This is a genomic window from Rhabdothermincola sediminis (assembly GCF_014805525.1).
GTDB lineage: Bacteria > Actinomycetota > Acidimicrobiia > Acidimicrobiales > Acidimicrobilacustridaceae > Rhabdothermincola > Rhabdothermincola sediminis.
This window is the reverse complement of sequence record NZ_JACFSZ010000021.1, coordinates 41767-53698: the sequence shown is the minus strand read 5'-3', so window position 1 is coordinate 53698 and position 11932 is coordinate 41767. Positions and strand designations below refer to the sequence as shown.

Below are 11932 nucleotides of genomic sequence, written 5' to 3'. Positions count from 1 at the left end.
TCCGGCTGGCGGGCAGCCTCGGATGTCGGGTGTTGCTCCGGCCGGACGACATGTCAACGCAAGGGCACGAGGCCGGTCATAGCAAGGGTCAGGCCGACCGGAGCAGCACACCAGGATCATCGCAGTCCCAGCACACCCCGGTGCGACCGACCGACTGCACCATCTCCAGCTCGGCGATCTGGGCCCGGTAGTCGCCGGACATGTATTGGCTCCCGCGGTCGCCGTGGAAGATGATCCCGGCGGTCTGTCCGCCCCTCGCTCCGGCGGCCATGGTGAGCGCGTCGGCGACCAGCTCGGTGCGCATGTGCTCGGCCATCGAGTAGCCGACCAGGCGTCGACTGCCGAGGTCGAGCACCGACGCGAGGTAGAGCCAGCCTTCCCCTGTTGGGATGTAGGTGATGTCGCCACACCAGGCGACATCGGGCGCGGCCGGAGCGAACCGCCGGCCGATCAGGTCGGGCATCGGCGGGTTCTCCTCGGCGGGGATCGTGGTGCGCACCTTCGCTGGCTTGTGCACCCCGACGATGCCGTGGGCTCGCATCAACCGCTCAACCCGCTTGCGGTTCACATGCTGGCCGCGACGGGCGAGCTCGACGGTCATCCGGGGAACCCCGTAGGTGCCGTCGTGCTCGGCGTGGATCTCACGCATCAACTCGACCAACTCCACCTCGGCCAGCTCCGCTGCGGTCGGCCCAGCAGCGGTGCGCTGACGCCAGTCATAGAACGCCTGACGGGACACCTCAGCGACCTTGGCCGCCATCGTGATCGGGAAACCCTCGGCCCCCCGGGCAGCGACCCAGCGATAGCGGGTCACTGTCCCGACTCCTTCACCCAGAAGGCCGTCGCTCGTTTGAGCAGATCTCGTTCCATCCGCAACCGGGCGTTCTCCCGGCGCAACTCCACGAGCTCCTGGCGCTCGGTCGTGCTCACCCCGGCGCGCTCACCGCGGTCCACACGGGCCTGGCGCACCCAGTTCCCGAGCGTGCCCTCACCGACACCGAGGCGCTCGGCCACATCGACGATCTTGTTGCCATCGTCGAGCACCATCGCCACAGCGTCACGCTTGAACTCGTCGGTGAAGCTGCGCCGCGTTCGGGGCGACTTCTCCTCCATCACTGACATGATTACCTCCTATTCGAGGTGACCGGTCAGAGGGGGGATCCTCACACCTCTCCGCTCGTGGAGTGACGCATCGTCGTAGCGGCTACCGCGACCCCGAGTCCCAGGCATTCATCGAGTCATGGTTCGGCCAGTTCGAGAAGCGCTGCGCCTCGCGCGCCGAATGGGAATCCATCCACCGGGCGCGAAAAGCGATCACCGCCTACATCGACCACTACCACCATCGACCCCACTCCGGGATCGGCTACCGAACACCCGCCGAAGTCGCCCAGACCCGGCGGACCCTACAGACCCGAACGGCCTGGACCGACAACGCCGACGGGGTCCACGTCAACCTCATCAGCCGGCCCAACTCACGACACGCCCCCAGCCTTCATCGCGAAGAGCCCCATTAGAAGTCGGGCTGGGCACGAGGAGGGCCCATCCTCTCGGATGGGCCCTGACCTGCGGTTTCGATGGTGGCGGGGGCGGGATTTGAACCCGCGACCTTCGGGTTATGAGCCCGACGAGCTACCAGACTGCTCCACCCCGCGGCGTGCCGGACACTCTACTCCCCACCGCGCCGCGCACCAACCGGGCCCGCCCGCCAGCCGGCCCCACCTTCCGCTCAGCCTGCGCTGAACAGGTGCATCACGACCTTGTCGGCTTTCGCCTGGGCCAGGAACGGTGCCGCGGTGCCGTCCAGCGCGAACGTCTCGCCGCTCTCGGCATCGTGCAGCTTCACCACCCGAGACAGACCCAAGCGCGAGACGTACACGTGCCTCCCTGGCCGCCTCCTGCAGGTAGCTCTCGTCTCCCGCGTGCTTCACCGGACCCCCCACCCATCGGTGCCCGCCGGGTTGCGGGGCGAGACGAGCGTAGTCACATGCCTGCGTCCAAGGGCGGTCAGCGCATGTCGCCAACCTCGGCAGACCTTGCCAGTGGCGCTGGCAGCCCCGCCCGGGGACCACCGACCGCCACGAGCAGGGCACCGGCGACGCTCACCACCGCCCAGGCCCGTAGCCCGAGCTCGATCGACCCGGCTAGGGACCGGCCCCGACCGAACAGCTCCTCGACCGCCCACTCGGTCGCTGCCACCGCCACACCCGCCACGCCCAGCAGCAGTGACACCACGACCTCCCACGCCTCCACCTCGCGCTCCCCCGGCCCGATCGCCAGCGAGGCGACGATAAACGCCCACACCATCCCCATCCCCAATCCGCAGGCGGCGAGCGCCGACACGAAGCCCACCCACCCCGATCCTCGGACCGCACGCCCCGGCACAGGCACGCGACGCTCACCGCCAGCGCGAGCCCGGCACCGCCACCTTGCAGGACCCGGGCCGCCAGCACGGCCGTCGGCGTGATCGCCAGCCCCGGCGAGCAGTGCCCCACGCCGAACACCCCGATACCCCGACCAGCATCCACCGGTGCCCGAACCGCTCACCCAGCCGACCACCCGGGATGACGCACCCGGCCAACCCGATCGCGAACCCGCTGACCACCCAGTGCAGGTCGATGGTCGTCGCGCCCAGGTCCACCGCCATCCGCGGGAGGGCCACCGTCACCGCGAAGAGGTCGAAGCTCGCGAGGCCCTACGTGAGCCCCGCCACCACCACGACCGCCCCCCCCACCGTGACCTCTACCCCGGAGCGCTCGGCGCGGCCGCCATCGGTCGGAGCTACGCCTCGGCTTGGGGTTGGGTGGTGCTCGTCGTGGTCGTGGTCGTGGCGCCCAACTGCTGCTGGGCCTGGCGCACCTTCTCCGCCGCCTGGGTGACCTTCTCCTGGTAGGTGGCGAGGCCCGACGCACCCCCGCTGCGCAGCGCGTCGTCCGCTTCACGGAACAGCCGCTCGGCATCGGCCAGCAGCGCGGCCACGTCGCCGGGCTCACCCGCCGGCGGGCTCGCACCCGGCGTGGTGGTGGTCGTCCCGCCACCGGGAGGCGCGGGCTCGCCCTGACCGCCCGGGGTGAGCTCGACGCCCACCTGCCGTTCGAAGGTCTCCGCCTCGATGCCCAACAGATCGACGAGCGCTTCACGCAAGGTCGGGCGCATCACCACCTGGCCGCCGAACACCGCTATCACCGCCTTGAGCTCGCGCACCTCCGTGGAGCCCTGCGACGACACGTACAGCGGCCGGACGTAGAGGATGGTGTTGTCGATGGGGATGAGCAACAGGTCGCCGTAGGTGACCGTCGAGCCCTTCTGGTCGAGCAGGGAGATCTGGCGGGAGACCTCCGTGTCGGCCTGGATGCGGGCGTTGATCACCGCCGGGCCATCGGGCAACTGGCCGCTCGGCATCTCGTAGACCACGAGCTTGCCGTAGTCGTCAGGATCGCTCTTACCCACCATGAACGCTGTGAGCTGGCGTTTGCTGTCGTCCTCCGAGTACGGGACGAACGGGCGCAGCATCAAGAAGCTCTCCTGCTGCTCGCCGGGCAGGCGCATCAGCAGGTAGTAGGGCTCGATGCGCGGCGCCAGGGTGCGGGCGAACTGGCCGGTCGGGGTGGTGACCGCCGGCTGGTTCTGCGCCGGGGTGCCGGTAGCCACCGCGGTGCCCGGGTCCTGCGCCACCGCCCAACCGTTGGTCTTGTCGTAGAAGCTGCGGGGGTCGGTGATGTGGTACTGGCCCCACATGTTGGTCTGCACCCGGAACAGATCCTCCGGGTACCGCCAGTGGTCGCGCAGCTCGCTGGGCATGGCGTCGACCGGCTCGAACAGATCGGGGAACGCCTTGTCGTAGGCCTTGATGATCGGGTCCTGCGGGTCGACGACGTACAGCTTGACCGTCCCGTCGTAGGCGTCGACCACCGCCTTCACCGAGTTTCGCACGTAGTTGAAGCGGTGCCCCTCCAGGCCGCTGCCGCGCGACAAGCCCGACGCGTCGGCGCGCTGCGCGTTGGGGTAGCGGTCGGTGGTGGTGTACGCGTCGATCAGGTAGACGATGTGCCCGCCGATCACCACCGGGTAGGGGTCGGCGTCGAACTGCAGGAACGGCGCCACCTCCTGCACCCGCTCCCGCACGTCCCGCAGGTAGAGGATGCGCGAATCGCTGGTCACGAAGTCCGACAGCAGCAGGTTCCACTCGAAGTTGAACCGGAGGAAGAACGCCGCCCGTCGGATCGGCGAGTCGAGGCTGACCCCGCCCCGGCCGGTGTAGGGGTTGGTAACCAGGGTGCCGTCCTCGGCGAGGTAGTCGACCTCGTCGCGGGTGGTACCGACGATGCTGTAGCCCGGCAGCCGCTCACCGAAGTAGACCTGCGGCTGCTCGATGTCGAGCTGGATCTCGTCTTTGTTGATGCGCGTCGGCACGTCCTTGACGATGAAGTCCGGGCTGCCCGATTCGGTGGTGGCGTTCGCGGCGGCCATGGCCAGCCCGTACCCGTGGGTGTACGCGATGTGCCGGCCCTCCCAGGACGGCTGGGGGATGCCACTCACGTTGAGGTCACGGTTGGCGAGCACCACTTGGGTGGTGGTGAACGTGCCGTCGGACCGCCGGATCTGGTAGCGGTCCACGTCCAGATCGTTGAACTGGTAGAAGGTTCGCAGCGACTGCAGGTTCTGGTAGGTGGGGGCGACCACCTTCGGGTCGAGTAGACGGATGTTGCGGATCGTCTCCCGGTTCAGCTCGGCAGCCCACTTGCCGACGTCGCGGTCAGCGGAGTACGGGAACGGCTCCGTCTCCACGTTCTCGAGCCCGAGTGCCTGCCTGGTCGCTTCGATGTTGTGCTCGATGTAGGCCTGTTCCCGGTCGGACTCCTGGGGCTCCACGACCACCCGCTGGATGAACGTCGGGTAGGCGGCCCCGGCGATGATCTGCACGAACCCCCACAGCCCGACCGCCATCACGGGCAGCACCCATCCGCGCCGCCAGATGTTCACGATGAACAGGGCGCACGACAGCAGTGAGATGAGCAACAGCAGGTAGGTCGCAGGTAGCTGGGCCTTCACCTCGGTGTAGGTGGCGCCGTCCACCACACCACGGGTCGAGTAGGTCAGCTCGTAACGGCCGAACCAGTAGTCGACGGCCTTCACCAGGGCCAGAAGTGCCAGCAGCACCGACAGGTGCGCCTTCACCTGCGGGGTGACCCGCTGGAACGGTGCCTGCATCCGGATGCCGCCGTTGAGGTAGTGGGCCACCAGGGTGATGAGCAGGATGATCACCAGGGAGGCGAAGAACCAGTCGATCACCGTGGTGATGAACGGCAGCTTGAACACGTAGAAACCGATGTCGGTGTCGAAGGTGCGGTCGCGCACCCCGAAATCGCCTCCGTTGCGGAACAGGATCCACTGGTTCCACTGGGCCGACACGCCAGCGCCCGCGATCACCCCGAAGAACAGCGAGACGCCGAGCCTCACCCAGCCGGCGCGCCGGTCGACCACCTGGTGGTAACGGGTGAGCAGGTCGTCCTCGGGACCGGTGGGCCGGAACTTCGGCGCGATCCGATCCGCCACCGTGAGGCTGGCGAAGCACATCACCGCGAACACCAGGGAGAAGGCCACTCCCAACGCCCACTTGGTGCCGAGGATCCCCGACCACACCTGCGACAAGCCGAGGCTGTCGAACCAGAGGTAGTCGGTGTAGAAGCGAGCCAATCCTCGCAACGACATCAACAGCACGAACAGCACCGCCGCGGCGACGAGCAGGATCACCCGACCGCGACCGGGGACCCCGGTCCCGCGGAAGCGGCGCTTCGGCATGTCGTCGGGGGCGCGCATGGGTGCTCAGCCTACGGGACGATCCGTCCTCGCCGGGCGCGCCGGCCAGGCCTCAACGAGCTCCGGAGCCCTCTCCCAGCGGCTCCACCGGGCCCGCTCCGGACGCCGAGCGCACCGCGGCGGACACCAGCTCGTCGATGGCCTGCGTCCGGCATTCCCGGTAGCAGCTCCGCACCCGCTCGGCGAGGTCGTCGGGATCGTCGCCGGCTTCCGTGAAGCACCGCTGGAGCCGGTCGCGAAGCGGCCCCACCAGCTCCGCGGCCAGCTCGGCCGCCAGCTCGTCGACGCGCCCGCTGCCCGCCCCGGGCGCGCCGGCATCCCGCCCGAGGCCGGCCCCGCTCCCCGCGCCGCGGGCTGCGGCCAGCCCCGCCAGCGTGGCCGACGCGAACCGCTCGACGTGTGCCTCGGGAGCCGGCAGGACCGCGTCGAGCGCCGGCACTCCGCGCTCACGGCGGAGGGCGTCGAGCAACTCGTTCTGCTCCTCGGACAACTCCCGCTTGAGACGCCTCGCCAGGTCGCGCTCGATGGTCGCGGTCGCCGCTTCCTGCTGCTCCGCCGGGTCCACGGACTCACCGGTCGCCACCGCCTCAGCGTCGCCACCGGCGTCGGGCCGATCGGGGTCGATCGCCGATCCCGCGGCGTCGAGCTGCGCGGCTTCTTCCTTGATGCGAGCGAAGAGCCCCGCGACCCTGGCACCCGAGCCTGCGGCCGCGCCCTCCCCAGGCTCCACGGGCTCCATGGCGTCCCCGGGTCCCACCGCCTTCTCGGGCTGTCCCGCCTCCTCGGGCTCCTCCCCATCCTCCAGCAGCTCGTCGGGCTCACCGCCGCCGGTGCGGATGACGTTCACCGCAGAGGACTTGCGGCCCTCGACCGGGTCGGGGGCTCGGGGACCCGGCGCATCGGGCGTGCTCGCCTCGGCCCGGAGCTCGTCACCCGCCGGGGCTTCGGGCTCCTCCACGGTGCCGAGCTCGATGCCGGCCTCGACGGCCAGCTCACCCAGCTCGCGCTCGAGCGTGTCGTCATCCTCCACCACACGGTCGCGGCCGGCCAACGCCTCGGCCGCCTGGCGGGCCTCCGGCAGGGCGACGGTCAGCTCCTCGGTGACCTCGTCGAGGTGCCGGCGCACGACCTCGTACGCGGCGAGCAGCCGCTCACGACCCGCTTGGAGCTGCTCGATCTGCTGGCGCAGCGCCTTGCGGCGGCGGGCCAGATCCCGCAGCATCCGCTCCCTGACCTGCTGGGCTTCAGCCACCATCTCCCGACCCTGCTGGCGCCCGGCCTCGACCTCTCGCTCCGCATCGGACCGGGCCTGCTCCAACAGGCCTTCGACCTGCTGGCGGATCTCGGCTGCGACCCGCTCCGCCTCCGCTCGCTCCGCCTCCGCCGCAGCCCGTGCCTCCTCGCGGATGCGGGCGGCTTCCGCGCGGACATCCTCGAGCTCCTGCGCCGCGGCCTGCTCGGCCTTGGTACGGATGTCCGCGGCGGCGGCGTTGGCGGCTTCGAGCACCCGGGCCGTCTCCTCGCCCACCAAGGCGGTCAGGCGACTCGGCGAGGGCTCTCGCAGCTCGGCGAGCTGCCGCTCGGCTTCCGCGACCGCGCGCTCCAGCTCACGGCTGCGATCCCGTGCCGCCCGCAGCTCCCCCGCCAGGGCCATGAGGAAGGTCTGCACCTCCAAGGGGTCGTAGCCCCGCTTCACCGAGGTGAACGGTTGGCGCAGGATCGCGTCGGGATCGATCGGGCTGACGTCGGGCGGCACCGCGCCGATCGTACTCAGCGCCCCGGAGAGGAGGAGCCCTGGGCGAGGCCGTGCACGTCGCCGCCGACGCTCGCGAGCACCCGCAGCGCCTGATCCAGCGTGTCCACGCCCTCGACCCGCACGTCTCCCGCGTACTTCCGCGCCAGGTCGACCTCGCTGGTCGGCACCAGGAACAGCTCCGCTCCCGAACGGCGGACCGCGACGGTCTTCTGCTCGACCCCGCCCACCGGGCCGACGAAGCCGTTGGGGTCGATCGTGCCCGTGACCGCGACCCGCTTGCCGGCGGTGAGGCTGCCCGGGGTGAGCACGTCGATGATGCCCAGGGTGAACGCCAGTCCCGCGGAGGGACCACCCACCGAGCCCGAATCGATCTGGACGCTGAAGGGGAACTGGAAGGACAGATCACGGGTCGTGGTGCTCACCCCGAGGAACCCCTTGTCGGGCTCCTCCGGTCGCGGCGCGAGCACGAGGCTCAGTGCCTGGGCGTCACCTTCCCCGCCCCGTTGGACCAGCAGACCCAGCGGCTCGCCCGGCTTCATGCTGCGGGTGACGCGAGCCAGGTCACTCGACAGGGTGATCGGCTGATCACCAGCGGCGACGATCACGTCGCCCACCTGCAGCGCGCCCGCCGCGGGTGATCCCTCGACGATGCCGCGCACCACCGCGCCCGTGCCGCGGATCACGTCGTAGCCCAGCGCCTCGAGCGCCACCGCGCTGGCGACCTGCTTGGAGTCGCTCATCTCCTGCTGGGTCGCCTCCCGGTTCTCCTGCTCGGTCTGGCCGCCCAGGATCTGCTCCTCGTCCACCACGTCGACCGTCGGATCCAGCCACCCCATGAGCGCTTCCAGGGCCGAAGCGCGCCGCAGCGAGACCGTGGTGAAGTCGATCGAGCCGTCGCTGGGGTAGGTCGTGGCCCCGTCGACGGAGATGAGCGGCTCGGTGGCCCGAGCCGCTCCGGGCGAGATCAGGTAGTAGGGGACCTGGACGAACGCCGCGGCCACGGTGCCCGCCACGAGCATCGAGACCACCACCCCCACCGCGATCCAGATCCGCACCACACGCGCCCGGCGAGGTCGGGGCGCGCCCACGCGGCCAGGCTCGGCGGGAGACGGTGGGGGTACGATCGCGTCGTCGAGGTCCACGGGTTCCGGGGGGGGGTTGCGATGGGAGATCGACAGCCTGCCACGGAGGGCGAGGGTTCCCACCGCGTGGCGGCACGGTATCCCGTGCTCGTCGGCCCCGCGATACAGCTCACCCCCGCATCCCGCTTGCGGGCCGCGTTGACCCTCGGCGGCCTCACCGTCGTGCTCGGGGTCGCGGCTGCGCTGCTGGTGGGCGCACTGCTCGTGGTGGCGGGCATGATCGTCTCCAGCGCGGTGAACTGACCGCGGGCGTGGCCGACGCTCGGCCCGCTCGTCTCCGCCGTTGGGCGGTGGACGACCGTCCGTGCTGCACTAGCACCATGGGCCGCATCCCCGAGGGAGCCATGGGCGGAGACCAGCCCCGGCCCGGCCGCCCGCTGGCCGAGACGGTGGCCAAGCGCCGGCTCGTCGCGCTGGCCGGCCATCGGGGCGAGCCGCACGTCGCCCGCTCGCACCTCCACGACGGCGATCCCGTCGTCCGGGCCACGGCTCTGCGGGCCCTGGCCCGCTGCCGCGACCTCCCGGCGTCAGAGATCATGGCCGCGTCCAGCGATCCGGATCCGGTCGTGCGCCGCGCCGCCGCCGAGGTGCTCGCCACCTGGGAGGCCGGCCAGACCGGTCAGGCGGACGAGCCCGCCAGCCTGCTCGGCCTGCTCGCGGACGACGACCCCTCGACCCTCGAGATGGCGGCCTGGGCTGCCGGCGAGCGACTACCTCCGGAGGAAGGTGTGGTCGAGCGCCTGGCCGAGCTGGCCACCGGTCACCGCGACGCTCTGGTTCGCGAAGCCGCGGTGGCCTCGCTCGGCTCGATCGGCGACCGGCGGGCCCTCCCCGCGATCCTGCAGGCCATGCACGACCGGGCCACGGTGCGCCGCCGGGCGGTGCTGGCTCTGGCCCCGTTCGAGGGCCCCGAGGTGGACGAGGCACTCGAGCGCGCCCGGTCAGACCGGGACTGGCAGGTCCGCCAAGCCGCGGAGGACCTGCTCGCCCCGTGAGGCCGAGAGTCAGCGCCGCTCGCCGAAACGCGGGGGTCGCTTCTCGAGGAACGCCGCCACCCCTTCCCGGGCATCGGGGAGCTGGCTGGCCGCGGCCATGACCTCGACCGCGTACGCGTACGCCTTCTGCTGATCGAGCTCGATCTGGGTGTAGAAGGCCTGCTTGCCGAGGGCCTTGGAAGCCGCGCTGCCCCGGGTCGCCCGCCGCAGGAGATCGAGGGTGGCCGCGTCGAGCTGGTCGTCGGGCACCACGGCGTTGACCAGACCCCACTCGAGCGCGGTGCGAGCGTCGATCGGGTCACCGGTCAGCGCCAGCTCCAAGGCTCGCTTGCGTGACACCGACCGGCCGATGGCCACCATCGGGGTGGTGCAGAACCACCCGCCTTTGCCTCCCGGCGCGGCGAACGCTGCCGACTCGGCGGCCACCGCCAGATCCGCGCTGGCCACCAGCTGGCAGCCCGCCGCGGTGGCCAGCGCGTGGACCTTGGCCACCACCACCTGCGGGATCGACTGCATGGCTTGCATCACCTCGGTACAGGTCCACAGGAGCCGCCGCATCGCCGCCAGGTCCGCTCCGGCGATCTCCGTGAAGTCGTGACCCGCGCTGAACACCGGGCCCCGACCGGCGAGCACCACGCCGAGCGCATCGCTCTCGCCGACCTCACGGAAGGCTGCCCGCAGCTCCTCGAGATGTCGGAGCGAGAGCGCGTTGCGGCGCTCCGGCCGGTTCATGGTGATCGTGACGAAGGGGCCGTCACGCTCGACGGTGAGGCACTCGTGGTCCATGGTTCCCGTTGTAGCGGCCCACGACGGGGGCGGCCGGCCCGGAGGCCGGCCGCCACACATCCTCGAGCCGGATCACCTACTTGACGAACTGCCCGCTCGTTCCCTCGAAGCTGGTGAGCTCGCCCTGCAGATCCCAGTACTGCCCGTTGTACTGGCCGATCTGCATCTGCTCGATCGGGAACGGGTCCTGCGCGCCGTTCGTGTTGATCGTGATGCCGGGCAGGAGCAGGCCGACCTGCACGTCCTGCAGCGAGTACGCGGTCTGCATCACCGCTTGGCGGGTGAGCTCCGGTGAGCGCCTCAGCGTCTCGGCCAAGAGCGCCCCCATCGTCCAGCCGTAGCCCACGATCCCGTTGCGGAGGTCCTCCTGCGAGATGCCGTACTGGGCGCCGTACTGCTGGAACTGCTGCATGGCCGGATCATCGGCCCACTGCGGATCCGATGGATCCTTGAGGTAGATCGAGCTGAGCACCCCGTCGTTCGCACCGGGCTGCGCCAAGCCCACCACGGTGTTGGAGGTGCAGGTAGCCGAGATGTAGATGGTCGGGTTCCAGTTCGACTCCCGGATGAGGTTGAGCGACTGCGGGCACTTCAGCGCGGTCGCGGCCAGCAACGCGGTGTCAGCTCCCGACGCCGCCAGCGTGGTGATCTGATCGCGGGGCTCCGGATCGGTGGGGTTGTACGACGCGGTCTGGACGACCTCGATGTCGGTTCCCTCGATCGCCGCCCGGAAGGCGGTCAGATAGGACTCACCGAAGTCGTCGTTCTGGTAGAGCACCGCCACCTTGGCGTTCGGCTTGTTCTTCTTCAGGTAGTCGGCGAAGATCGCCGACTCCGTGGCGTAGGAGGGGATCGACCCGATCAGCCACGGGTAGGCGTCGACCTCGCCCCACAGCGGTGAGCCGGTGGCCACGAACAGGTTCGGCACGCACTGGTCGGCCAGCTCGTCGCGGATGGCGAGGTTGTTCGGTGTGCCGACCACGTTGAACATCGCGAACACGCCCTCGTTCTGCACCAGCTCTTGGGTGTTGGTGAGCGTGCGGTCAGGGAGGTACTCGTCGTTGCGGGTGATGACCTTGATCTGCTTGCCGCCGACCCCGCCTTCGGTCGCGTTCAGGTAGCGGAAGTACGCCTCGTAGCCCACCGAGATCTTGGCGAACGCCGCGTACAGGCCCGACTGCGGGAAGCTGGAACCGAAGGTGATCGAGTCCTCCGTGATGCCCTGGGTGGGCTTGTAGCTCTCGCAGTTGGCGGTGTCGATGGTGAAGGCGCCCTCCTGCTCGCCTGCGGTACCGCTGGGGCCGGTCGTGGGGGTCTGCCCCTCGTCTCGACCGCCGTTGCACGCGGCGGCCACGAGCGCCAGGACGAGCACCAGCGCGGTCGCTGCTCTACCGGGAGATGGTTTCTGCATACTGGACTCCTGTCTCGAGCCACTG

The 11932-nt window shown here is 70.3% G+C and carries 12 protein-coding genes, 1 tRNA gene and 1 pseudogene; 3 read left to right on the top strand and 11 right to left on the bottom strand.

Annotation, left to right across the window (positions count from 1 at the left end; all coding sequences use genetic code 11):
• Window positions 1–88: 88 nt before the first annotated feature.
• Complete coding sequence (locus HZF19_RS14900) at window positions 89–814, bottom strand: IS3 family transposase (protein WP_208029592.1); 726 nt, start codon at window positions 812–814, stop codon at window positions 89–91.
• Complete coding sequence (locus HZF19_RS14895) at window positions 811–1113, bottom strand: transposase (RefSeq protein ID WP_208029591.1); 303 nt, start codon at window positions 1111–1113, stop codon at window positions 811–813. Before HZF19_RS14895 ends, HZF19_RS14900 begins: the two co-directional genes overlap by 4 nt.
• 71 nt (window positions 1114–1184) lie before the next feature.
• On the opposite strand from HZF19_RS14895, the gene HZF19_RS14890 reads away from it, so the two are divergent.
• Window positions 1185–1514, top strand: a complete 330-nt coding sequence (locus HZF19_RS14890; protein ID WP_208029590.1) for an integrase core domain-containing protein — start codon at window positions 1185–1187, stop codon at window positions 1512–1514.
• 61 nt (window positions 1515–1575) lie between these two features.
• Here HZF19_RS14890 and HZF19_RS14885 read toward each other — a convergent pair.
• From HZF19_RS14885 to HZF19_RS14855, 7 genes and pseudogenes are all read right to left on the bottom strand, one after another.
• A tRNA-Met gene (locus HZF19_RS14885) sits at window positions 1576–1652 on the bottom strand.
• Between the two features lie 74 nt (window positions 1653–1726).
• Complete coding sequence (locus HZF19_RS14880; protein WP_208029589.1) at window positions 1727–1876, bottom strand: hypothetical protein; 150 nt, start codon at window positions 1874–1876, stop codon at window positions 1727–1729.
• A gap of 128 nt (window positions 1877–2004) precedes the next feature.
• The gene (locus HZF19_RS14875; protein ID WP_208029588.1) at window positions 2005–2349 is read right to left on the bottom strand and encodes a hypothetical protein; all 345 of its coding nucleotides are present in this window, start codon (window positions 2347–2349) and stop codon (window positions 2005–2007) included.
• Between the two features lie 46 nt (window positions 2350–2395).
• Window positions 2396–2677: pseudogene (locus HZF19_RS14870) on the bottom strand (MFS transporter); the annotation flags it as partial.
• Window positions 2678–2778: 101 nt separating this feature from the next.
• Window positions 2779–5817, bottom strand: coding sequence for a UPF0182 family membrane protein (locus HZF19_RS14865; protein WP_208029586.1), 3039 nt, complete (start codon window positions 5815–5817; stop codon window positions 2779–2781).
• A 52-nt stretch (window positions 5818–5869) separates the two neighbouring features.
• On the bottom strand, window positions 5870–7573 hold the full coding sequence (locus HZF19_RS14860) for a DivIVA domain-containing protein (protein ID WP_208029585.1): 1704 nt from the start codon (window positions 7571–7573) through the stop codon (window positions 5870–5872).
• A 14-nt stretch (window positions 7574–7587) separates the two neighbouring features.
• Entirely contained in the window at window positions 7588–8661 is a 1074-nt protein-coding gene (locus tag HZF19_RS14855; RefSeq protein ID WP_208029584.1) for a YlbL family protein, read from the bottom strand.
• A 120-nt stretch (window positions 8662–8781) separates the two neighbouring features.
• On the opposite strand from HZF19_RS14855, the gene HZF19_RS14850 reads away from it, so the two are divergent.
• Together HZF19_RS14850 and HZF19_RS14845 are read left to right on the top strand one after the other, a co-directional pair.
• Complete coding sequence (locus tag HZF19_RS14850; protein WP_208029583.1) at window positions 8782–8958, top strand: hypothetical protein; 177 nt, start codon at window positions 8782–8784, stop codon at window positions 8956–8958.
• Window positions 8959–9035: 77 nt separating this feature from the next.
• A complete protein-coding gene (locus HZF19_RS14845; protein ID WP_208029582.1) occupies window positions 9036–9710 on the top strand; it encodes a HEAT repeat domain-containing protein in 675 nt (224 codons plus the stop codon).
• A 9-nt stretch (window positions 9711–9719) separates the two neighbouring features.
• On the opposite strand, the gene HZF19_RS14840 is transcribed toward HZF19_RS14845, so the two are convergent.
• Together HZF19_RS14840 and HZF19_RS14835 are read right to left on the bottom strand one after the other, a co-directional pair.
• Window positions 9720–10496 (bottom strand): enoyl-CoA hydratase-related protein, encoded by a 777-nt coding sequence (locus HZF19_RS14840; RefSeq protein WP_208029581.1) that lies wholly within the window; start codon window positions 10494–10496, stop codon window positions 9720–9722.
• A 76-nt stretch (window positions 10497–10572) separates the two neighbouring features.
• The gene (locus HZF19_RS14835) at window positions 10573–11907 is read right to left on the bottom strand and encodes an ABC transporter substrate-binding protein (protein ID WP_208029580.1); all 1335 of its coding nucleotides are present in this window, start codon (window positions 11905–11907) and stop codon (window positions 10573–10575) included.
• Between the last annotated feature and the right edge of the window lie 25 nt (window positions 11908–11932).

Coding starts and splice junctions, on each gene's coding strand:
- HZF19_RS14865 (WP_208029586.1), bottom strand. CDS start 5,817: ATGCGCGCCCCCGACGACATGCCGAAGCGCCGCTTCCGCGGGACCGGG.
- HZF19_RS14895 (WP_208029591.1), bottom strand. CDS start 1,113: ATGGAGGAGAAGTCGCCCCGAACGCGGCGCAGCTTCACCGACGAGTTC.
- HZF19_RS14835 (WP_208029580.1), bottom strand. CDS start 11,907: ATGCAGAAACCATCTCCCGGTAGAGCAGCGACCGCGCTGGTGCTCGTC.
- HZF19_RS14840 (WP_208029581.1), bottom strand. CDS start 10,496: ATGGACCACGAGTGCCTCACCGTCGAGCGTGACGGCCCCTTCGTCACG.
- HZF19_RS14845 (WP_208029582.1), top strand. CDS start 9,036: ATGGGCCGCATCCCCGAGGGAGCCATGGGCGGAGACCAGCCCCGGCCC.